Here is a 20,233-nt window from a genome sequence, read left to right as displayed (position 1 = left end):
GACGCTGGCCGTGTGCCGAGTCCTTCGTCTCGCCTTCGGCTCGCTCAGGAACCGGCTGGTCGGATTCGGCTCTCGCAGCGACCGATGTCAGATCTTGGGCAGGTGCGTCTCGATGGAGATGATCCCGGATCCGGGGTTCGTGGCGCTCAGATGCACCACGCTGAACGCGCCGACCTCCAGCGCCGAGGCGCTGCCGAGGTACGAGCCGTGCAGGGTGCCGGTGGCGAGCGCGATCTCACGCAGGATGTCGGGCAGCACCGGACCGTGGCTGCACAGCACGACGGGCTTGCCGGAGCGCACCCGCTTGCCGATGACCGTGCGCGGATCGGACTTCCCGTCCTCCCAGGCATCCTGGCTGAGCAGCTCGGTCTTGCGGATCTTGTGCCCGATGGCCTTGGCCAGCGGCGTCACGGTCTCCACGCAGCGCCGGGCGTCGCTGGACACGATGCGCTGCACGCCGAAGGCGAGCAGGGGGCCCACGATCGCCTTCGACTGCGCGTGCCCGCGGGGGGTCAGCGGACGGGACGCATCGGGGCCGCGCCACACCTGGCGGCTCACGGCCTTCGCGTGCCGCAGCACGATGAGCGGGAAGGTGCGCAGCGCCCCGTCGTCGACGAGCTTGGCGAACGCGTCCAGGATCTCGACGTCGACCGGGTAGCTGAGCCGGGCGCGCGCCTTCTTCAGGCTCACCCATTCGAGCGCCGCGATCTCGCGGTTGGGTACGAACGCGGACGCCCGCACGGCATCCTCGGTCGCCTCCGCGGCCCAGTAGTGGACCACCTTCTGCTTGCGATTGGCCATCGTGTACCGGGAGACGCCCACCGGCGCGCCCAGCGAGACGCGGATCCCGGTCTCCTCGAAGATCTCGCGCACGGCCGTCTCGGCCAGCATCTCGCCGGGATCCACCTTGCCCTTGGGCAGCGTCACATCGCGGTACTTCGTGCGGTGGATCAGCAGGATCCGCAGCTTGTCCTCCACGACGCGCCACACCAGACCGCCTGCGGCGTACACGGCACGGTCGGGCCGGTCGGCGACGACCGTGATGCCCGTCGTGTCCGCGGTGGCGCTGGAGGTTCCGGAGGGGCTCGGGGTCATCGCACCGCCCGTGCCCGGCGACGCTTCTGGATCTGCGACATGGTCCTATCCTGCAGGTCGACGAGCGCAGCGCCAACCTCGGAGAACGCGTGCCGGGACCACACGCCGTCCGCGCCGAGGTGCCACGACGACGTCTCCGGAGACATCGCGAGGTCGAAGAACGCCAGCAGCTCCTCGATGTGCGCCTCGTCGGTCACCCGCACCAGCGCCTCCACCCGGCGGTCCAGGTTGCGGTGCATCATGTCCGCGCTGCCGATGTACACCTGCGGGTCGCCGTCGTTGTGGAACGCGAAGATCCGGGAGTGCTCCAGGTAGCGGCCGAGGATCGAGCGCACCGTGATGTTGTCGGTGATGCCCGGAAGATCCGTGCGCAGGCTGCAGATGCCGCGCACCCAGACGTCGACCGGCACACCCGCGGCGCTCGCCCGGTACAGGGCGTCGATGATCTGCTCGTCGACCATCGAGTTGACCTTGATGCGGATGTGCGCCGGCTTGCCGTCCAGCGCGTTCTTGCGCTCCTTCTCGATGAGCCGGAGCAGGCCCTTGCGCAGGTGCAGCGGGGCGACGAGGAGGCGCTTGAACTTCTTCTCGATCGCGTATCCGCTGAGCTCGTTGAACAGGCGGGTGAGGTCCTTGCCGACCTGGGGATCCGCGGTGAACAGGCCGAAGTCCTCGTAGATCCGGCTGGTCTTCGGGTTGTAGTTGCCCGTGCCGATGTGGCTGTAGCTGCGCAGCACGCCGTCCTCCTCGCGGATGACGTTCACGAGCTTGCAGTGCGTCTTCAGCCCCACCAGGCCGTAGACGACGTGCACGCCGGCCTTCTCGAGCTTGCGCGCCCAGACGATGTTGTTCGCCTCGTCGAAGCGCGCCTTCACCTCGACGAGGGCGAGCACCTGCTTGCCGGCCTCGGCCGCGTCGATGAGCGCCTGCACGATCGGGCTGTCGCCCGAGGTGCGGTACAGCGTCTGCTTGATGGCCAGCACGTGCGGATCGCGCGCGGCCTGCTCGAGGAACGCCACGACGCTCGTCGTGAAGGACTCGTAGGGGTGGTGCACGAGCACATCGGCCTTGCGGATCGCCTTGAAGATGTCGATGCGCTCGTTCGCGCCCGGCTTGAACGCGAGCGCTGTCGTCGGCACGTGCGGGGTGTAGCGCAGGTCGGGTCGGTCGATCCGGCCCAGTCCGAACAGTCCGCGCAGATCGAGCGGTCCGGGAAGGCGGTAGACCTCCTGGTCGGTGATGTCGAGCTCGCTCAGGAGCAGGTCGAGCGTCACGTCGTCCATGTCGTCGGTGATCTCGAGGCGGATCGGCGGGCCGAACCGGCGACGCAGCAGCTCGGCCTCGAGCGCCTGGATCAGGTTCTCCGACTCGTCCTCCTCGATCTCCACGTCCTCGTTGCGGGTGAGCCGGAAGGCGTGGTGGTCGAGCACCTCCATCCCGGGGAAGAGGTCGTCGAGGTGGTTGGCGATGAGCTCCTCGAGCCGGATGAAGCGCAGCTCGCCGTCCTCGGACGGCACCTCGACGAACCGCGGCAGCATCGGCGGAACCTTGAGACGCGCGAACTCCTGCCGTCCGGTGCGGGCGTTGCGGATCCGGATCGCGAGGTTCAGCGAAAGACCGGAGATGTACGGGAACGGGTGGGCGGGATCCACCGCCAGGGGCATCAGCACCGGGAACACGTTCGTCTGGAAGTAGTCGGTCAGCTCGGCCTTGGCCTCGCCGTCGAGATCGTCCCAGTCGACGAACTCGATGCCCTCGGCGCCCAGCGCCGGGCGCACCAGGTTCGTCCACGCGGCGGCGTGGCGCAGCTGCAGCTTGTGCGCTTCCGCGGAGATGTCCGCGAGCACGTCGGCGGGCGCGCGGCCCACATTGGTCGGCACGGCGAGCCCGGTGACGATGCGGCGCTTGAGTCCGGCCACCCGCACCATGAAGAACTCGTCCAGGTTGCTGGCGAAGATCGCGAGGAAGTTCGCGCGCTCGAGCACGGGCAGTGTCTCGTCCTCGGCGAGCTCGAGCACGCGCTGGTTGAACGCGAGCCAGCTCAGCTCGCGATCCAGATATCGGTCCTCCGGGAGCAGCGAGTCGTCGGGCGCCACGAGCTCGTCGAAGTCGTCGTCCTCGGCGTCGTCGAGACCGGAATCTGCCAGTGCGGGATCGATCATGCGCCCCATCATTGCAGGATGATGTGACCTGCGGGTGAACGGGTCCGAACTGTGACCGGGAATGCGGCGGAACCCGCCCGAGCGCCAGGGCGAGGCGATGGTCAGCGGGTGCCGGGGGAGACCTGGCGGGTGTCGTCCTCGTCGGCCGCGAACCGGTAGCCGACGTTGCGCACGGTGCCGATGATGTGCTCCTGGTCGCCGAGCTTCGCGCGCAGCCGCCGCACGTGCACGTCGACGGTGCGGGTGCCGCCGAAGTAGTCGTAGCCCCACACTTCGCTGAGCAGCTGCTCGCGTGTGAACACCCGTGACGGATGCGTCGCGAGGAAGTGCAGCAGCTGGAATTCCTTGTACGTGAGATCCAGCGGCGTGCCGCGCAGCTTGGCGGAATAGGACTGCTCGTCGATGGTCAGCCCGGAGGTCTGCACCCGCACCGGCTCGGCCGCCGGGGCCTCGCGAGACAGGGCGAGCCGGATGCGCGCGTCGATCTCGGCGGGACCGGCGCCGGTCAGCAGCACGTCGTCGATGCGCCATTCGCCGTTCACCGCCGTCATGCCGCCCTCGGTCACGACCAGCAGCAGCGGCCCCCGCAGGCCTGTGGTGCGGATGAGCGTGCACAGCGACTTCGCCGCGACCAGGTCGGTGCGCGCGTCGACGATCACGGCATCCGCGTCGGGCGCGGTGACCAGTTCCGCGGGCTGCGCGGGGATCACGCGGACGCGATGGCCGAGCAGCTCCAGGGCGGGGAGGACTGCCCCCTCGCCGGGAGATGACGTCAGCACCAGAAGTTGCGCCACGCGGCTCCTTTCCTATTCACACTCTACCCAGCAGCGCATGCACAGGGCGGATGAGTGACAATGGGCCCATGGCCGATCCCGTCCTCGCTCCGCGCAGCCCCTTCGTCGGGCTGGTCGTCACCTGGGCCGTCGCCGCGGTGGCCGCGATCCTCATCGGGATCTTCGCACCGGCCGCGCTGCTCATGATGTGGTACGTCATCGGCTTCGGCCTGTGCGTGCTGCTGTCGTTCACCGTGCAGCTCTCCCGTGGCGAGACCCGCGGGTTCATCCTCCGCGTCTCGGCGGGGTGCCTCGGCGCACTCCTGGTGATGGGCGTCATCTCGGCGGGATTCGGCATCGCCGCACTGTTCGGCGCCTGAACCCGCCCGCGCCGGGGAGCGCGCGGACGGCAGTAGAGTAGGGGCATGGACATCGTCGCGCTCGAACTCTTCTTCGTCGGCCTGCTGGCCCTGGCGGGGCTCGCGATCGCCTTCTGCGCGGGAGCTGTGCTGGTCAACCTGTTCCGCGGCCAGCGCTGACGGCGTCCGCCGACGCTCACACCCGCTGATCCAGAAGGCTGCGCATGCTCGATCTTCCCTCCGACCTGCCCGCCGACATCGTGCCGCTTTCGTGGCTGCTCGGCGTCTGGGAGGGCACCGGCGTCATCGACTACGAGGTGCCCGGTCCCGACGGCGGCGAGGGGCACCGCTTCCAAGGCGAGTTCGCGCACCGCGTGAGCTTCAGCCACGATGGCGGGCCGTTCCTGAACTACTCGGCGACCGCGACCTTCACGCCCGAGGACGGCGAGGCGGTCGCGCTCGTCGCGGAGTCCGGCTTCTGGCGGCTGGCCCGTCGCGCCGACGCGCAGGACGCCGGACCGGCGCTCCTGCCGCCGCGCGAGAGCCGCACCGCGGAGCGCACCGTGCACGACGTGGAGGCGCTGCGGCTGCCGGAGGGCGGTTTCGCGATCGAGGTCTCGATCGCCCACTCCGACGGCACCCTCGAGCTCTACCTCGGGCGCATCGACGGCCCGCGCATCGACATCGCGACCGATGCGATCGTCCGTGCGGAGGGCGCCAAGGAGTACGGCGCCGCGAGCCGCATGTACGGCCTCGTCGACGGTCACCTGCTGTGGGCCTGGGACATCGCCGCCCTCGGCGCGGGCCTGCGCTCGCACGCGTCCGCGCGCCTCGCGAAGGTCTGACATGGCCGTCTTCCCACCCCTTCCCGGCGCGATCGCGGACGGCGACGTCGTCGCCCACTTCGGGGATCCCGTGCGGGAGCAGCGCGCCCTGGAGCGCGGAGAGGCTCTGGCACCGCTCGCCGACCGGACCGTGATCGAACTCACCGGATCCGAGCGGCTCACCTGGCTCGACTCGATCACCTCCCAGTCCGTCGCACGCCTTCGTGCCGGCGACAGCACCGAACTGCTCGTACTGGATCCGCAGGGACGCGTCGAGCACGTCGCCGCGGTCTTCGACGACGGCGTCTCGACGTGGCTCATCGCCGACACCGCGGACGCGGAGCCCCTCGCCGGATGGCTGCAGCGCATGGTCTTCCGTGCCGACGTCGCGGTCGCGGTGCGGCCGGGGTTGGCCGTCGCCGGCTTCTTCGCCGGTGCCGCCGCCGAGCAGCAGGCGGAGCGCGCCGCGCTCGCCCCGCACGGCGTCGCCGTGGTGTGGACGGATCCGTGGCACGAGGTGCAGCCGGGCGGGCATCAGTATCACGAGGGCGCGCACCCCGGTGCGGACTACCACTGGCGCACCGCGGTGCTCGACGCGGACGGGGCGGCCGCGCTCGCCGCGGATCCGTCGGTCGCCTGGGCCGGTGCGCTCGCCGCAGAGGCGCTGCGGATCGCCGCCTGGCGTCCGCGCTGGGCCGCCGAAGTGGACGAGCGCTCGCTGCCGCATGAGACCGACTGGATCCGCAGCGCGGTGCACCTGAACAAGGGCTGCTATCGCGGCCAGGAGACCGTGGCGAAGGTGCACAACCTGGGTCACCCGCCGCGGCGCATCGCCGCCCTGCACCTGGACGGCAGCGAGAGCCTGCTTCCCGCGTCCGGGGCGCCCGTGCTCGCCCGCGGTGGCGACGGGGCCGGCGAGGACGAGGTCGGCCACATCACCTCGTCCGCGCGCCACCACGAGCTCGGACCGATCGCGCTCGCCGTGCTGTCCCGGCGCGCGCCCGTCGGCGACCTCGTCGTGCGCACCCCGGACGGCGACGTCGCGGCCGCGCAGGAGGTCATCGTCCCGGCCGACGCCGGCGCCACCGCGGATGTCCCGCGCCTGACCCGGCTGTCGCGCCGGCCGTCCGCGCCGGACCCGCGGGGCGCGCACTGACAGGGTGCCCGCGGTGAGCTCGGGGACCGGGCGCACGGAAGGCGCCGACAGCGGAACCGCGAACAAGGGGTCCGCGGACGTCGGCGCACCGCATGCCGGCGCGGACGCGCTCCCGCCGCTGCGGATCCTGCTGATCGACAATTACGACTCGTTCACGTACAACCTGGTGCACCAGGTCGCGGCCACCGCGGGCCAGGCGCCCGTGGTCGTCCACAACGATTGGGCGGACTGGGATCCGGCGGTGCTCGACGGCTTCGACGCCGTGGTGCTCTCACCCGGACCCGGGGATCCGCGGGTGCCTGCGGACTTCGGGATCTGCGCCGATGCGATCCGGGTCGCGGCGGAACGGCGACTCCCGCTGCTGGGCGTCTGCCTCGGTCACCAGGGGCTCGGGCATGCGTTCGGCGCTGTGGTGCGGTGGGCTCCGGAGCCCCGGCACGGCCGCCCCTCACCCGTCTTCCACGACGGCACCGGTCCCTTCCAGCATCTGCCGTCGCCCGTGGAGGTCATCCGCTACCACTCCCTGCTCATCGACGAGGTACCCGAGGAGCTGGTCGTCACGGCGCGCGCGGACGACGGCGTCATCATGGGGATCCGGCACCGCGAGCTGCCGCTGTGGGGCGTGCAGTTCCATCCCGAGTCGATCGGCACCCGCGACGGCACGCGCATGATGGCGAACTTCGTCGCGCTCGTGCGGGAGGGGCTCGCCGAGCGGCCCGCGGCGCTCGCGGAGCGCCCGCTCCCTGTCGACGGGCCGGAGGCTGCTCCGGAAGCGTTGACGGCGGCTGCGTCCTCGCCCGTCCGCCCGGCACCGGCCGCGCAGACGGTCCTGAGGCGCACGCTGACCCGGTCGGTCGACACGGAGAGGCTGTTCACCGCTCTGTTCGGCGATGCCACCCATGCCGTGTGGCTGGACGGCAACAGTCCCGGAGACGACCGCGCGCGGTACTCGATCCTGGGCGGCGGCGACGACCTGCCCGCCGCGGTCGCCGACGTGCACGCGGGCACTGTCTCCGTGCGCGACGGCGAGCGGGTGCGGGAGATCCGGTCGGGCTTCTTCGACTGGCTGGACGCCGAGCTCGCGGCCATCCGCGTCGAGCCGGGTGATCTGCCGTTCGCGCTGGGCTGGGTCGGCGCGCTCGGCTACGAGCTGCGCGCCGAGTGCGGATCCCCGCATCAGCGTCGGGCCGCGACACCGGACGCGATGCTCGTGCGGCTCGACCGGGCGCTCGTCGTGGATCACCGCGAGGACCGGATCCATCTCCTGGCCCTCGACGATGCGGAATGGATCGAACGCACGGCGGCGCGGATCGCTGCGCTCGCGGGTGAAGCGGTCGAGGGCGAGGCGGAGGCGAGCGGCGCTGAGCCGGCAGACGGTGCTGCGGTGCGGGTTCCGGATCTGCACGCCCGGCACTCCCGTGACCGCTACCTCGAGCTCATCGCCGCCGCCCAGGAGCAGATTGCGGCGGGGGAGACCTACGAGGTCTGCCTCACGAACCTGCTGCACGGCGAGGACGCTGGTGATCCGCTCGAGGCGTATCGCGTGCTGCGCCGGCAGAATCCGGCACCGTTCGGCGCTTTCCTGCGCATCGGCGAGGTCAGCGTGCTGAGCACCTCGCCGGAGCGCTTCCTGCGCATCACCGCCGGCGGTGAGGTGGCATCGAGCCCGATCAAGGGCACCCGTCCGCGCGGCGCCACCGCGTCGGAGGACGAGCGGATCCGCGCCGAGCTCGCCTCCGCGGAGAAGGACCGTGCCGAGAACCTGATGATCGTCGACCTCGTGCGGCACGACCTGGGCCGGACGGCCGAGCTCGGATCCGTGCACGTCGACGGCCTGTTCCGCGTGGAGACCTACGCGACCGTGCACCAGCTGGTGAGCACGGTGCGCTCGCAGCTCGCCGCGACGCCGGTCGCGTGCGTCCGCGCCGCCTTCCCGCCCGGCTCCATGACCGGAGCGCCGAAGCTGCGCACCATGGCGATCCTTGACGGCCTCGAGGGCGGTCCGCGCGGGTTCTACAGCGGCGCCCTGGGCTACTTCTCGTTCGACGGGGCCGTCGACCTCAGCGTGGTGATCCGCACCGTGATCCGGTACGACGAGGGCTTCGACTACGGGGTCGGCGGGGCGGTCGTCTCGCTCTCCGATCCCCAGGAGGAGTACGCCGAGACGGTGGTCAAGGCCCGCCCGCTGCTGGGTCTGACCGGCGCCGTGTTCCCCGAGGGCTGACGCTTCCCCGGGGAGCTGGCCCGCCCGGCCCGGCAGCGGGTCACGCCGGCGCCACAGCGCTCCACGGCACGGTGAGCTCGCCCAGACGCCACCGCGTGCGACTGCCGAGCACGGGGTGACCGGCCTCGCGCAGCGCGGCCACGGCGGCGAGGAAGCGCTGCGTCGCCCCGAACGTCGACAGACCTGCGGCGCGCTCCCACTCGCGGTCCAGATCGGCGAGCAGCGCGTGGATGCGCTCACCCGGCACGTTGTGGTGGATGAGCGCCTTCGGCAGCCGCTCGGCGACGATCGACGGGCGCTCCAGTCCCGCCAGCCGCAGCGAGATGGTGAAGCGCTGCGGAGCGCCGGCTCCGTCGACGTCGACGAAGCTCGCGACGCGGCCGATCTCGTCGCACGTGCCCTCCACGAGCAGTCCGCCCGGGGCGAGCCGCGAGGCCATCCGCCCCCAGGCGCCGGGCACGTCCGCCTCGTCGTACTGCCGCAGCACGTTCATCGCGCGGATCACCGCGGGGCGGCGGCCGTCCGGCAGCGGCACCTCGAACCCGCCGCGCGCGAACGACACCGGCAGGTCGGCCGGGAAATGGCCCATGCCGCGGCGGAGCTCGGCGAGCTGGGCCCGGGCCGTCGACACGCGCTCGGGATCCAGTTCGAGCCCGAGCACCTCGGCGTCGGCGCGCACCCGCACCAGCCGGGCGGCGAGCTCGAACGCCGTCACACCGCTCGCGCCGAAGCCCAGGTCGACCACGAGCGGATCGGCCGCCCGGCGGAACGCGGGGGAGGCGGCGATCCAGCGGTCGTTGCGCCGCAGCCGGTTGGTGCCGGTCGTGCCCCGGGTGGGCCGGCCGAGCGGAGAGGACGCCATGGATCCATCCTGCCGGGTGCCGGCGGGGACGTGTGCTGCGTCAGCGCAGGCCGCCTCCCATCGAGGCGCCGGTGGGCGCCGTCCGGGTGTCCACCCGCACGGTCAGTGACGCGGTGTAACCCCTCGAGGTGTCGCCGGTGACGGCGGCGAGCTGCAGGGCGCCGCCGTCGTCGCCGAAGACGTTGTCCGAGGTCAGGGACGTCTGCGACAGGTTCTGCGCCGATCCGTCGTAGCCGCCCGTCGCGTACACGGCGTCGCAGGCCGCCTGCGGCAGGGCGAGCTGCGACGTCGCGATCGCCTTCGCGGCGTCGGTGACGTCCGCTGCCGTGGCGTACACCTCGAAGTGGATGTGCGGCCATCGGCCCGAGTAGCAGCCGGGGAAGACCGACGTGAACGACACCCGGCCGTCCGCGTCGGCCACCTGCACGCCGCGCAGATAGGTCTCGTTCTCGACGCCGTCGGAGTACATCGAGTACCGGCCGGCGGCGTCGCAGTGCCAGGCGTACACGGCCACGCCCGTGAACGGCGCGTCGCCGTTCGCCATGTCGAGGATGCTCAGCGCGAACGTCAGGGGGATCCCTGCCGCGGTGCTTGCGCCGCCGATCGAGGAGCGGATGTCCTGGCGCACGATCCCGGACTCGGTCAGGACGTCGGGACCGTTCGAGCCGTCTCCGGGATACGGACCCGCGGTCTCGTCGGGGATCTCGGCGGCGGGCACGTCCGCGATCTTCGTGGCGGAGGGGCTGGGCGTGCCGGTCGTGGTCGGCGTGGCAGCCGCGTCTGCAGTCGACGGCGCGCAGGCGGCGAGCACGGCACCGCCCGCGCCGAGCCCCACCAGGCTCAGCACCGTGCGCCGCGACACGAGCGTGCGCAGGTCGAACGGCGCTCCCTGATCGACGACCTCCTCCTCCGGTCGGTCGAGCAGTCGGCCCTCGTAGGCGAGGCCGTACGGGGTGCGGGTCGGGTCGGGGAAGGTGCTCATGTCCGGATCCTCTCTCGGGATGACATGAGCGATGCTCCCGGACCCGTCGGATCTCCGCCTTTGCGTCCGCTATGCACCTCCTAAGGGCTCTTCGTCACGCGATGACGTCGGCTTCGGGCGCGCGCCGCGCACGCCGTAGGCTGGGGACATGACCCGCACCCTCATCCTGCTCCGCCACGGCCAGAGCGAATGGAACGAACTGAACCTGTTCACCGGCTGGGTGGACGTCCGCCTCTCCGAGCAGGGCAGGAACGAGGCCCGGCGCGGAGGCGAGCTCCTCGCAGAGTCGGGGATCCTGCCGGATGTCCTGCACACCTCCGTCCTCAGCCGCGCGATCCAGACTGCGAACATCGCGCTCGACGCGGCGGACCGGCTGTGGATCCCGGTCGAGCGGTCGTGGCGCCTCAACGAGCGCCACTACGGAGCCCTGCAGGGCAAGGACAAGGCGCAGACGCTCGAGGAGTTCGGCCCCGAGCAGTTCCAGCTGTGGCGCCGCTCCTTCGACGTGCCGCCGCCCCCGCTCGACGACGCGAGCGAGTTCAGCCAGGTGAACGACCCGCGCTACGCGGGCATCGACGGCGAGGTGCCGCGCACCGAGTCGCTCAAGCTCGTGATCGACCGCCTGCTGCCGTACTGGGAATCCGCGATCGTCCCGGACCTGGCTGCCGGCAAGACGGTGCTCGTCACGGCGCACGGCAACTCGCTGCGCGGCCTGGTCAAGCACCTCGAGGGCATCAGCGACGCCGACATCGCCGAACTGAACATCCCGACCGGCATCCCGCTCGTCTACGAGCTCGACGAGAACAACCGGCCCACGGGGCCCGGCCGCTATCTCGACCCGGAAGCCGCCGCCGCCGGCGCCGCCGCCGTGGCGAACCAGGGCAAGAAGTAACACCCGTTCTGACCGCGCCGAGACCCCTCGGAGCAACGAAACCCCCCTCTCGCCGCGCTGGCGGAGGGGGGTTTCGACGGTCTGTGGGGGTCTCGGCGTGGAGGCGCGAACTCATGACGCAGCGCGCCATGCTGCCGCACGGCCGGGCGGGAGGTCAGGCCAGCCCGGATCCGGTCTCCGCCTCGGCCTGCGCCTCGACGGCGAGGGCGATGTCCTCCTCGTCGACGGCCCAGTCGCCCGTGGCCAGGTAGACGACCTTCTTCGCGACGGCGACCGCGTGGTCGGCGAAGCGCTCGTGGTAGCGGCTGGCCAGGGTGGCGTCGACGGTGGCCGTCGCCTCGCCCTTCCAGTTGTCGCTGAGCACCTTCTCGAACACGCTCGCGTGCAGCTCGTCCACGTCGTCGTCTGCGTTGCGGATCGAGTCCGCGAGTCGCAGGTCCTGCGTGCGCAGCAGCTCGGACAGGGTGCGGGCGATCTCGACGTCCAGCTCGCCCATGCGGGTGAACGTGCCCTTCAGGCCCTTGGGGATGGCGCGCTCGGGGAAGCGCAGCCGCGCCAGCTGCGCGATGTGCTCGGACATGTCGCCCATGCGCTCCAGAGACGCGCTCACGCGCAGCGCGGTGACGACGATGCGCAGGTCGCGGGCGACCGGCTGCTGACGGGCGAGGATCTCGATGGCCTGCTCGTCGAGCGCGACCGCGAGCTCGTCGATGCGCGCGTCGTCGGCGATGACCTCCTCGGCGAGGGCCACGTCACTGGTCGCGAACGAGCGGGTGGCCTTCTCGATCGACACGGCCACGAGGTCGGCGATCTCGACGAGCTGCGCCTGCAGATCCTCGAGGGACTGGTGGAAGACTTCGCGCATGGCTGCGCACCTTTCGTTCGGTGACCCCGGACTTCGGCAGGGGCGGGGTCGCACGGCGGCCCGCGGCGCGGGCACGGGGCGGTGCCCGTCACGGGTCGTGACGCGCACGTGCCGATTCTGTTCGGCGAAGGTTAACGGTTGGTGCCGTGCTCGTGAACAGTAGCGCGCCAGGCGGTGCGAGGGGCGCGAACCCGCCGGATCGGGGGGTGAACGACCTCTACTCTGGAGATCATGGACAGCACTCTGCTCGCCCTGCTCGCCCTCGGGCTGGGGGCCGTGATCGGCGCGGGCATCGCCGCGATGATCGTGGCCGCGATGCGGGCTCGCACCGCCGCAGAGCTGCAGGCGTCCAGCGAGCTCCCGGACGGGCTGACCGACGTGCTTGCCGCCATGGACGACGCCGCGTGCGCGGTGGATCCGTCCGGTCTGGTCACCGCCGCGAGCTCGGCGGCCGCCCGCTTCGGAATCGGCGTCGGCGCGACGCTGGAGAACCCCGAGCTGCGTCAGCTCGTGCGCGCGGTGCGCGAGGGCGGCAGCGAGACGGCGACGCTGCGGCTCGCGCGCGGCGGGCGGAACCTCGACCCGCGGCTCGTCGCAGCCAGGGCGAGCCGCATCGGGCCGCGCCTGAGCCTGCTCATCATCCGAGACATCACGGAGCAGGAGCGGCTGGAGCAGATGCGCACCGACTTCGTGGCCAACACCAGCCACGAGCTGAAGACCCCGGTCGGAGCCGTGAGCCTGCTCGCGGAGGCCATCGAGTCCGCCGCCGAGGATCCCGCCCAGGTGCGCGCCTTCGCGACCCGGATCCAGGCCGAGGCGGCGCGCCTGGGTCAGCTGACCGGGCGCATCATGAGCCTGTCCCGGCTGCAGTCCTCCGATGGCCTCGGCCAGTTCGGCCCGGTCGCGATCGACGAGGTCATCGCCACGAGCGTGGAGGCGCACGCCGTCCAGGCGGCGTCCGCCGGCGTCGAGCTCACCCGCGGCGGGGAGCGCGGGGCCTGGGTGCGCGGCGACGCGCAGATCCTCATCGAGGCGGTCGGCAACCTCATCGCCAACGCGATCGTGTACTCGCCGCGGGGATCCCGCGTGGGCGTCGGCGTGCGCGTGGACGACGGCGTCGTGGAGATCTCGGTCTCGGACCAGGGCATCGGGATCGACGAGGCCGATCGCGAGCGCATCTTCGAGCGGTTCTACCGCGCCGACGAGGCGCGCTCGCGGCGCACGGGCGGCACCGGGCTCGGGCTGTCGATCGTGAAGCACGCGACGCAGCGCCACGGCGGGGAGGTGCGGCTGTGGTCGCGCCCGGGCCGCGGCTCCACCTTCACCATGCGCCTCCCGCAGATCCCCTCGCCCGAGGCCGAGGACGGCCCCGGCCGGCGCAAGAAGCCCAAGAAGGACAAGACCAAGAAGAAGCGGAAGGCGCGCAAACCGCCCCGCACCGGCTCGTCGCCCGTGATCAGCACGGACCAGCCCCGCACCGATACCGGAGAACTCGTATGACCCGCATCCTCCTCGTCGAAGACGAGCCCGATCTCGCCGACCCGCTCGCCTACCTGCTCCGCCGGGAGGGCTACGAGGTCGAGATCGCCGAGGACGGCCCCACCGCGCTCACCCTGTTCCGCGAGAGCGGGGCGGACATCGTGCTGCTCGACCTGATGCTGCCCGGCATGCCGGGCACGGAGGTGTGCCGGCAGATCCGCACCACCTCGACGGTCCCGATCATCATGCTCACCGCGAAGGACTCCGAGGTCGACATCGTGGTGGGCCTCGAGCTCGGCGCCGACGACTACATCACCAAGCCCTACTCCTCGCGCGAGCTGCTGGCCCGCATGCGCGCCGTGCTGCGCCGGGTCGTGCAGGCCGAGGACGACGTCGACGAGCGCGTCCTCGAAGGCGGCCGGGTCACCCTCGACATCGACCGGCACACGGTCGCGGTCGACGATCAGGTGATCAACATGCCGCTCAAGGAGTTCGAACTGCTCGAGGTGCTGATGCGCAACTCCGGACGCGTGCTCACCCGCGGCCAGCTGATCGACCGGGTGTGGGGGAGCGACTACTTCGGCGACACGAAGACGCTCGACGTGCACATCAAGCGGATCCGCTCCCGCATCGAGGAGAACCCCTCCGAGCCGGTGATGCTCGTCACCGTGCGCGGCCTGGGCTACCGATTCGAGGGCTGAATCGCACATGCGAGAACGCCCCCGGATCCGATCGGATCCGGGGGCGTTCTGCGAGGTCGAACGCGGTTCAGCCGACCGGGGTCTCGCTCGGGGTCGGGGTCACCTCGACGGCCGGGGCCACCGTGGAGGTCGGCCGCGGGGTCGGGGCCGGGGTCGGCACCAGCGTGGAGTAGTAGGGGAGGGTGCCGTCGAGCACCGGGATCGCGTACTTGACGCCCTCGGCATCGCCGGACTGGAAGTACACCTCGACGGTCTTGCCGGCTTCGGTGTCCAGGCCCTCGAAGGTCAGCGGCTCGGCCTCATCGCCACCCAGGCTGACGGACTTCTGACCGGCGATGCGCACGCTCTGGGCAGGCCCGTCGCCGACCGAGATGTGGATCGTGGCGGAGTCGGCCGTGGTGTTCACCAGACCCGCGACGAGGTTGCCGGTGGTGCCGTCCGCGTCGACGACGAAGAAGGCGTTGCGGACCTCGATCGGACCCTTCTTGGGCACGTTCGCCCCGTCGGAGGCCGAGTAGTCGATCGTGGTCGCCTGCGGAGTGATCCCGGCGCACCCGCTGGCGCCGACGATCACGAGGGCGCTGAGGGCGATGGACGCAGCAAGGCGCGATTTCACGGGTCCTCCAGAAAATTCACGTGATGATCCAGCACCATTCTAGGGGCACGCGTCGTCCGATCACGGCTCGCCCCGCGCGCGCGTGAGGCCGCGGAGCGGGCAAGGGGCGCGAACCTTAGCGCATTCCCGCTGTGGTATCCTGGAGGTTGCCGAAAGGACACGACTTTATGCTTTTTGAGGTTGGTGAGACCGTGGTCTATCCGCACCACGGCGCCGCGACGATCATCGAGGTCAAGGAACGGGTGATCAAGGGCGAGACCAAGAAGTACCTGAAGCTGAACGTCACGCAGGGAGACCTCATCATCGAGGTGCCTGCCGAGAACGTCGACCTGGTCGGCGTGCGCGACGTGATCGGTCAGGAGGGCCTGGACCGGGTCTTCGAGGTGCTGCGCGCCCCGTTCACCGAGGAGCCGACCAACTGGTCGCGCCGCTACAAGGCGAACCTCGAGAAGCTCGCCTCGGGCGATGTGATCAAGGTGAGCGAGGTCGTCCGCGACCTGTGGCGCCGCGATCAGGACCGCGGGCTCTCCGCGGGCGAGAAGCGCATGCTGGCCAAGGCCCGTCAGATCCTCACCTCCGAGCTCGCGCTCGCGGAGAAGATCGACGAGGAGAAGGCCGGATCGCTGCTCGACGAGGTCCTCGCCTCCTGAGCTCCGTCGAAGAAGGGGTGGAAGCCGTGCGGCTCCCACCCCTTCTTCGCGCCCGCGCGCGGTCTCAGATCGAGCGCTGATAGCTGCGGATCGCCCGCAGCGCCCACGTGAACGCAAGGGCTGCCAGCAGCGCGAGACCGCCGGTCTGCCACCAGCCGTCCGTGGGGAATGCGCCGGAGAGACCGCCGCGCCCGAGCTCGACCGCCCAGGTCATCGGGTTCCACCGCGAGACGTTCTGCACCCACTCCGGCATCGCCGCGGCGGGCATCATCGTGGTCGACAGGAACGTCGCAGGAAGCACGATGAGCTGCGACAGGCTGATGAGAGCGATCTGGCTGCGGGCCGTGAGCGCCACGGCCGTCGACGCGCAGCAGAACGTCGTCGCCAACAGGGTGGCCACGCCCAGCGCGACGAGCATGCCGGCCGGGCCGCCCGGATAGCGGGCTCCGCCGAGCCAGCCGATGCCGATCACGACGAGGGACTGCAGCACGTTGATGACCAGCTGCTGCAGCAGCTGCCCCGCGATGATCGCGGAGCGCCGCAGGGGCGAAGTGAGGTACTGGTCCATCACGCCGGAGTCGATGTCGTCAATGAAGCCGGTGCCGGCCCACGCACCGGAGTACAGCACCGTCATCATCAGGATCCCGGGGACGAGGTAGTCGATGTACCCGTGCCCGCCGAACTGCGGCAGCGCGCCCAGCGTGCGGAACACCTGCCCGAACAGCAGGATCCAGATCACGGGCTGGATGAGGCTCATGACAGGGCCCCAGGCCTGACGGATCGACACGATGGACCAACGCCGCAGCACCTGGCCGGTCTGCGTGAACCAGCCGGGGCTCGCGGGGGCCGCCACGCGGGCGGGGGAGAGGGTGATCGCGCTCATGCCGCGACTCCTTCCGTGAGGGCGGACGCCGCGGCGTCGCCGAAGGTGTGGCCGACGAAGTGCAGGTACACGTCGTCGAGGGTGGGGTGGGACGCCGCGACCTGGCCGTAGCGGATCCCGGCGCCGTCGAGCGCGGCGATGACCGCGCCGACCGCGGTGGCGGCGTCGTCGGTGCGCGCCACGAGAAGCCCGTCCACGCCGGAGGTCTCCACGAGCACGTCGCGCAGCCCCGGGACGTGCGCGATCGCCCGGCGCACGGCGACGGGGTCGGGCTCGACGAGGGTCACGCGCACGGCGTCGCCGTGCAGGGCGGCCTTGAGCTGTTCCGGCGTGCCCTGGGCGACCGCGCGCCCCCGGTTCACGAGGAGAAGCTCATCGGCGAGCCGGTCGGCCTCCTCCATGTAGTGGGTGGTGAGCACCACGGTGAGCGCCTCTTCGCCCGCGAGTCGACGGATCTCCGCCCACATCGCCGCGCGCGCCTCGGGATCCAGCCCGGTGGTCGGCTCGTCCAGGAACAGCACCTGCGGACGGTGCACGAGCGCCGCGGCCACGTCGAGCCGCCGGCGCATGCCGCCGGAGTACGTGCGCACGGGCCGGCGGGTGGCGTCGGCGAGGCCGAACTCCGCGAGCAGGCGGGCGGAGCGCGCACGGGCGTCGGGGCCGCTGAGCCCGCGCATCCGCCCGGCGATCTCCAGGTTCTCGGTCGCGGTGAGGTTGGGGTCCGTCCTCGTGCCCTGGGACACGTAGCCGATCGCGGCGCGCACGTCGCCGGGCGCCGTGCTGACGTCGTGACCGGCGACCGCGGCGCGTCCGGACGAGGGACGCGACAGGGTCGTGAGGATCTTGGTGGTGGTGGACTTGCCGGCGCCGTTGGGGCCCAGCAGGCCGAAGACGCGTCCGGCGGGGACCGTGAAGCTCAGGCCGTCGAGGGCCCGGACGGCGGGCCGACGGCCGCGGCCGCGGTACTCCTTGACGAGGTCGTCGGCGATGATGGCGGTGTGTTCTGCGGGCATGACGAGCATCCCTTCCGTTCCGAGGGTTCTTCTGCGTATGGGGGAGGGCGGATCCGGCAGGGGGCGATGATCGCCCGATCGGATCCGCCGACCGGTCAGCGGCGGTCGCCGCCGCGCGGTGCGTAGAGCATGCGGGCCAGGAGCAGCATCATGGCGGCGAGCCCGGCGACGAACGCCACGGGCGCCCACCACCAGCCCACGGTGAAGACGAGCACGATGATCACGGCGAGCGTGACGAACCACAGCACCGCGGTGTAGATCCCGAACCGGGCGGCGGTCTCCGGCTCCGTCTCGAACCGGTTCGGCGGCATCTGCCCTGCGGCGCCGCGCACCCAGGCCTTGTGCCGGTTGGTCTTCGTCGCGCCGAGGTAGGAGAACAGGGCGATCGCGGCGACCAGCAGCATCGCGGCGAGGATGACGAGCCACAACTGGTCCGGGGCGAGGGCGAACGCGCCGCCGAGGCCGAGGGCCAGCAGCGTGCCGGTCGTGGCCAGGCCGAATCCGGTCGCGCGTCCCCCCGGCAGCGGATGGTTGGTCGTGGTCTCCTGCAGCAGGGCGTCGGCCGTCACGATCCCCAGCGCGACCGCGACCAGGGCGCCGAGCCCGGCGACCGCCGCGGGAGCCGCCGGGTGGACGAGCAGCAGGACGAGCAGGATCCCGACCAGCGCGCCGGCGGCCAGCAGGCTCAGCACCACGGTGCGCACCACGAAACCGGGCTTCGGGCGCACCCGATTGCGGGCGGTGAGGGCCTCCCAGCCCTGGCCGGATGCGCCCGCGGGCTCGTCGTCCAGCAGGGCGCGCACGTCGCCGAGGTCGGCGATCGCACGCCGAGCGGCCTCGGCGGGGGAGGCGCCCGCGGCGACGAGGTCGTCGACCTGGGCCGTGAGATTGGCGCGGATCTCCTCCTTGAGGTCCTGGGCGGCCGGCGTCATCTCGATCCCGGCGAAGGCCTCGTCCAGCAGGCGGTGGATGTCGGTGTTCATGGCGTTCAGTCCTTCACGTCCAGAAGTGTGTCGATCACGCGGCGGGTGGCGACCCATGCCGCGACGTTGCTGCGGTACACGGCGCGCCCGGCGTCGGTGATCCGGTAGTACTTGCGGCGGCCGCCCTGCGTCTCGTCGCCCCAGTACGACTCGACCAGGCCGTCCTTCTCCAGGCGCCGGTAGGTCGCGTACAGGGTGGCCTCCTTGATCTCGTGGTCCCCTCCGGTCGCGTCCCGGATGGTCTTGTAGATCTCGAAGCCGTAGCGGTCGCCGGAGCGGAGCGTGGAGAGCACGATCGTGTCGGTGTGCCCGCGCAGGAGGTCCGCGGAGAAGGCGTCATCGTTCATGTCAAGTACTGTATCAGATCAAGTACTGATTCACGCAAGGTTTTCTCCAGACCGATGGCGCGGCCGTCGGGCGCTAACGTGAGAGCGTGACCGACCACGTCCCGCCGCTCGCCCGCACCGCCGTGATCGTCGTGGCCGCGGGGTCCGGCGCCCGGCTGGCGGCGGGAGCGCCGAAGGCCTTCGTTCCGCTGGCCGGGCGCACCATCCTGCAGCGCGCGCTCGACGGCGTGTTCGCTGCGGCACCGGCGCAGGTGATCCTCGTGGTGCCCGCCGGGCGGGAGGCTGAGGCGGCGGCGATGGCGGGCGGACGTCCCGCACAGGTGGTCGCGGGGGGCGACACCCGCCAGCAGTCGGTCGCCGCGGGCTTTGCCGTGCTCGCCGGCGACGTCGACACCGTGCTCGTGCATGACGCCGCGCGCGCCCTGACCCCGGCGGCGCAGTTCGCCGCGGTCGCGGATGCCATCGCTCCGGGCATCGGCGTCATCCCGGCACTGCCGGTCGTCGACACCCTCAAACGCGTGCACGACGGGGTGGTCGTCGCGCCGGTCGACCGGGCGGAGCTGGCCGCCGCGCAGACGCCGCAGGGCTTCCCGCGTGCGGAGCTCGAAGCCGCGTACGCGCAGGCCGCCGAGCGCGGCGTCGAGTACACCGACGACGCGGCGCTGTTCGCGGCCGCCGGGGGAGCGGTGCACCACGTCCTCGGATCCGAGGAGGCCTTCAAGATCACGACCCCGCACGACCTGGAGCGCGCCCGCATGATCATCGACAACGCCTCCGTCCCCGCGTCGGGGCGGGCTCGGCGAGCGGCCGAAGCGCCGCTCGTCCCGCGCATCGGCATCGGCACCGACGTGCACGCCTTCGCCGACGGAGGAACCCTTCGCCTGGCGGGCCTGGACTGGCCGGGTGAGCCCGCGCTCGAGGGGCATTCCGATGGCGATGCGGTGGCGCACGCGATCGTGGACGCCCTGCTGGGCGCGGCCGGACTCGGCGACATCGGGCAGCACTTCGGCACGGCGCACCCCGAGTACGCCGGTGCACACGGCGATGTGTTCCTCGCGCGCACGGCCGGGATCCTGGCCGAGGCGGGGTACGCGATCGGCAACGTCTCCGTGCAGTTCCAGGGCAACCGCCCGCGGTTCAGCGCGCGACGCGACGAGGCCCAGCGCGCGCTCTCCGCCGCGCTGGGCGGCGCGCCGGTCGCGGTCTCCGCGACGACGACCGACGGCCTCGGCTTCCCCGGGCGCGGCGAGGGGATCGCGGTCACGGCCGTCGCCCTGGTGCATTCGATCGCGCACGGCTGAATCCGCGGAACCTGGATTCCGTTCCTCCGCGTCGCGCACGTGCCTACGCTGGGGGAATGCGGCCAC

The 20,233-nt window shown here is 71.6% G+C and carries 20 protein-coding genes; 9 read left to right on the top strand and 11 right to left on the bottom strand.

The annotated features are described in order from the left end of the window. Positions 1-87: 87 nt before the first annotated feature. The 3 genes from ACYQ1L_RS14855 to ACYQ1L_RS14845 all read right to left on the bottom strand — a co-directional run bounded on the left by ACYQ1L_RS14855 (position 88) and on the right by ACYQ1L_RS14845 (position 4,051). Positions 88-1,095 (bottom strand): NUDIX hydrolase, encoded by a 1,008-nt coding sequence (locus ACYQ1L_RS14855; RefSeq protein ID WP_460004838.1) that lies wholly within the window; start codon positions 1,093-1,095, stop codon positions 88-90. Next, on the bottom strand, positions 1,092-3,257 hold the full coding sequence (locus ACYQ1L_RS14850; RefSeq protein ID WP_460004837.1) for an RNA degradosome polyphosphate kinase: 2,166 nt from the start codon (positions 3,255-3,257) through the stop codon (positions 1,092-1,094). The genes ACYQ1L_RS14855 and ACYQ1L_RS14850 overlap by 4 nt, the downstream gene beginning before the upstream one ends. A gap of 101 nt (positions 3,258-3,358) precedes the next feature. Further along, the gene (locus tag ACYQ1L_RS14845; protein WP_460004836.1) at positions 3,359-4,051 is read right to left on the bottom strand and encodes a winged helix-turn-helix transcriptional regulator; all 693 of its coding nucleotides are present in this window, start codon (positions 4,049-4,051) and stop codon (positions 3,359-3,361) included. Between the two features lie 68 nt (positions 4,052-4,119). Here ACYQ1L_RS14845 and ACYQ1L_RS14840 point away from each other — a divergent pair, with 68 nt between their 5' ends. The 4 genes from ACYQ1L_RS14840 (at position 4,120) to pabB (ending at position 8,593) form a co-directional block, all read left to right on the top strand. Next, positions 4,120-4,410 carry a hypothetical protein gene (locus ACYQ1L_RS14840; RefSeq protein WP_460004835.1) on the top strand — a complete coding sequence of 97 codons (291 nt, stop codon included), beginning with the start codon at positions 4,120-4,122 and terminating at the stop codon, positions 4,408-4,410. A gap of 203 nt (positions 4,411-4,613) precedes the next feature. Continuing rightward, entirely contained in the window at positions 4,614-5,234 is a 621-nt protein-coding gene (locus tag ACYQ1L_RS14835) for a nitrobindin family protein (RefSeq protein WP_460004834.1), read from the top strand. Position 5,235: 1 nt separating this feature from the next. Then, entirely contained in the window at positions 5,236-6,369 is a 1,134-nt protein-coding gene (gene ygfZ / locus ACYQ1L_RS14830) for a CAF17-like 4Fe-4S cluster assembly/insertion protein YgfZ (RefSeq protein ID WP_460004833.1), read from the top strand. Positions 6,370-6,382: 13 nt separating this feature from the next. Next, positions 6,383-8,593, top strand: a complete 2,211-nt coding sequence (gene pabB / locus ACYQ1L_RS14825; RefSeq protein ID WP_460004832.1) for an aminodeoxychorismate synthase component I — start codon at positions 6,383-6,385, stop codon at positions 8,591-8,593. A gap of 40 nt (positions 8,594-8,633) precedes the next feature. Here pabB and ACYQ1L_RS14820 read toward each other — a convergent pair whose 3' ends face one another. Beyond that, positions 8,634-9,455 (bottom strand): class I SAM-dependent methyltransferase, encoded by an 822-nt coding sequence (locus ACYQ1L_RS14820; RefSeq protein WP_460004831.1) that lies wholly within the window; start codon positions 9,453-9,455, stop codon positions 8,634-8,636. 40 nt (positions 9,456-9,495) lie between these two features. Continuing rightward, positions 9,496-10,437, bottom strand: a complete 942-nt coding sequence (locus ACYQ1L_RS14815; protein ID WP_460004830.1) for an intradiol ring-cleavage dioxygenase — start codon at positions 10,435-10,437, stop codon at positions 9,496-9,498. 148 nt (positions 10,438-10,585) lie between these two features. Between ACYQ1L_RS14815 and ACYQ1L_RS14810 the strand changes: the two genes are divergently transcribed. Then, positions 10,586-11,329, top strand: a complete 744-nt coding sequence (locus ACYQ1L_RS14810; RefSeq protein ID WP_460004829.1) for a phosphoglyceromutase — start codon at positions 10,586-10,588, stop codon at positions 11,327-11,329. Between the two features lie 154 nt (positions 11,330-11,483). On the opposite strand, the gene phoU is transcribed toward ACYQ1L_RS14810, so the two are convergent. Continuing rightward, positions 11,484-12,194: a phosphate signaling complex protein PhoU gene (gene phoU / locus ACYQ1L_RS14805; protein ID WP_460004828.1), complete on the bottom strand. Its 711-nt coding sequence runs from the start codon at positions 12,192-12,194 to the stop codon at positions 11,484-11,486. A 231-nt stretch (positions 12,195-12,425) separates the two neighbouring features. On the opposite strand from phoU, the gene ACYQ1L_RS14800 reads away from it, so the two are divergent. Continuing rightward, a complete protein-coding gene (locus ACYQ1L_RS14800) occupies positions 12,426-13,694 on the top strand; it encodes a sensor histidine kinase (RefSeq protein ID WP_460004827.1) in 1,269 nt (422 codons plus the stop codon). Continuing rightward, positions 13,691-14,374, top strand: coding sequence for a response regulator (locus ACYQ1L_RS14795; protein WP_460004826.1), 684 nt, complete (start codon positions 13,691-13,693; stop codon positions 14,372-14,374). Before ACYQ1L_RS14800 ends, ACYQ1L_RS14795 begins: the two co-directional genes overlap by 4 nt. A 67-nt stretch (positions 14,375-14,441) precedes the next feature. Here ACYQ1L_RS14795 and ACYQ1L_RS14790 read toward each other — a convergent pair whose 3' ends face one another. After that, complete coding sequence (locus tag ACYQ1L_RS14790) at positions 14,442-14,990, bottom strand: DNA modification methylase (RefSeq protein WP_460004825.1); 549 nt, start codon at positions 14,988-14,990, stop codon at positions 14,442-14,444. 167 nt (positions 14,991-15,157) lie between these two features. Between ACYQ1L_RS14790 and ACYQ1L_RS14785 the strand changes: the two genes are divergently transcribed. After that, a complete protein-coding gene (locus ACYQ1L_RS14785; RefSeq protein WP_159575278.1) occupies positions 15,158-15,640 on the top strand; it encodes a CarD family transcriptional regulator in 483 nt (160 codons plus the stop codon). Between the two features lie 64 nt (positions 15,641-15,704). Here ACYQ1L_RS14785 and ACYQ1L_RS14780 read toward each other — a convergent pair whose 3' ends face one another. From ACYQ1L_RS14780 to ACYQ1L_RS14765, 4 genes are all read right to left on the bottom strand, one after another. Beyond that, entirely contained in the window at positions 15,705-16,523 is an 819-nt protein-coding gene (locus ACYQ1L_RS14780) for an ABC transporter permease (protein WP_460004824.1), read from the bottom strand. Beyond that, on the bottom strand, positions 16,520-17,536 hold the full coding sequence (locus ACYQ1L_RS14775) for an ABC transporter ATP-binding protein (protein ID WP_460004823.1): 1,017 nt from the start codon (positions 17,534-17,536) through the stop codon (positions 16,520-16,522). Before ACYQ1L_RS14775 ends, ACYQ1L_RS14780 begins: the two co-directional genes overlap by 4 nt. A 95-nt stretch (positions 17,537-17,631) precedes the next feature. After that, positions 17,632-18,519: a permease prefix domain 1-containing protein gene (locus tag ACYQ1L_RS14770; protein ID WP_460004822.1), complete on the bottom strand. Its 888-nt coding sequence runs from the start codon at positions 18,517-18,519 to the stop codon at positions 17,632-17,634. Positions 18,520-18,524: 5 nt separating this feature from the next. Then, positions 18,525-18,866, bottom strand: a complete 342-nt coding sequence (locus tag ACYQ1L_RS14765; protein ID WP_159575282.1) for a PadR family transcriptional regulator — start codon at positions 18,864-18,866, stop codon at positions 18,525-18,527. Positions 18,867-18,952: 86 nt separating this feature from the next. Here ACYQ1L_RS14765 and ispD point away from each other — a divergent pair, with 86 nt between their 5' ends. After that, positions 18,953-20,167 (top strand): 2-C-methyl-D-erythritol 4-phosphate cytidylyltransferase, encoded by a 1,215-nt coding sequence (gene ispD / locus ACYQ1L_RS14760; RefSeq protein WP_460004821.1) that lies wholly within the window; start codon positions 18,953-18,955, stop codon positions 20,165-20,167. Positions 20,168-20,233: the final 66 nt, after the last annotated feature.

The sequence above is a fragment of the Microbacterium xylanilyticum genome, from assembly GCF_054654695.1.
The sequence above is the reverse complement of the archived record's forward strand: the minus strand, read 5'-3'. Positions and strand labels throughout refer to the sequence as shown.

Coding starts and splice junctions, on each gene's coding strand:
- ACYQ1L_RS14855 (WP_460004838.1), bottom strand. CDS start 1,095: ATGACCCCGAGCCCCTCCGGAACCTCCAGCGCCACCGCGGACACGACG.
- ACYQ1L_RS14850 (WP_460004837.1), bottom strand. CDS start 3,257: ATGATCGATCCCGCACTGGCAGATTCCGGTCTCGACGACGCCGAGGAC.
- ACYQ1L_RS14840 (WP_460004835.1), top strand. CDS start 4,120: ATGGCCGATCCCGTCCTCGCTCCGCGCAGCCCCTTCGTCGGGCTGGTC.
- ACYQ1L_RS14835 (WP_460004834.1), top strand. CDS start 4,614: ATGCTCGATCTTCCCTCCGACCTGCCCGCCGACATCGTGCCGCTTTCG.
- ygfZ (WP_460004833.1), top strand. CDS start 5,236: ATGGCCGTCTTCCCACCCCTTCCCGGCGCGATCGCGGACGGCGACGTC.
- ACYQ1L_RS14820 (WP_460004831.1), bottom strand. CDS start 9,455: ATGGCGTCCTCTCCGCTCGGCCGGCCCACCCGGGGCACGACCGGCACC.
- ACYQ1L_RS14815 (WP_460004830.1), bottom strand. CDS start 10,437: ATGAGCACCTTCCCCGACCCGACCCGCACCCCGTACGGCCTCGCCTAC.
- ACYQ1L_RS14810 (WP_460004829.1), top strand. CDS start 10,586: ATGACCCGCACCCTCATCCTGCTCCGCCACGGCCAGAGCGAATGGAAC.
- phoU (WP_460004828.1), bottom strand. CDS start 12,194: ATGCGCGAAGTCTTCCACCAGTCCCTCGAGGATCTGCAGGCGCAGCTC.
- ACYQ1L_RS14800 (WP_460004827.1), top strand. CDS start 12,426: ATGGACAGCACTCTGCTCGCCCTGCTCGCCCTCGGGCTGGGGGCCGTG.
- ACYQ1L_RS14795 (WP_460004826.1), top strand. CDS start 13,691: ATGACCCGCATCCTCCTCGTCGAAGACGAGCCCGATCTCGCCGACCCG.
- ACYQ1L_RS14785 (WP_159575278.1), top strand. CDS start 15,158: ATGCTTTTTGAGGTTGGTGAGACCGTGGTCTATCCGCACCACGGCGCC.
- ACYQ1L_RS14780 (WP_460004824.1), bottom strand. CDS start 16,523: ATGAGCGCGATCACCCTCTCCCCCGCCCGCGTGGCGGCCCCCGCGAGC.
- ACYQ1L_RS14775 (WP_460004823.1), bottom strand. CDS start 17,536: ATGCCCGCAGAACACACCGCCATCATCGCCGACGACCTCGTCAAGGAG.
- ACYQ1L_RS14770 (WP_460004822.1), bottom strand. CDS start 18,519: ATGAACACCGACATCCACCGCCTGCTGGACGAGGCCTTCGCCGGGATC.
- ACYQ1L_RS14765 (WP_159575282.1), bottom strand. CDS start 18,866: ATGAACGATGACGCCTTCTCCGCGGACCTCCTGCGCGGGCACACCGAC.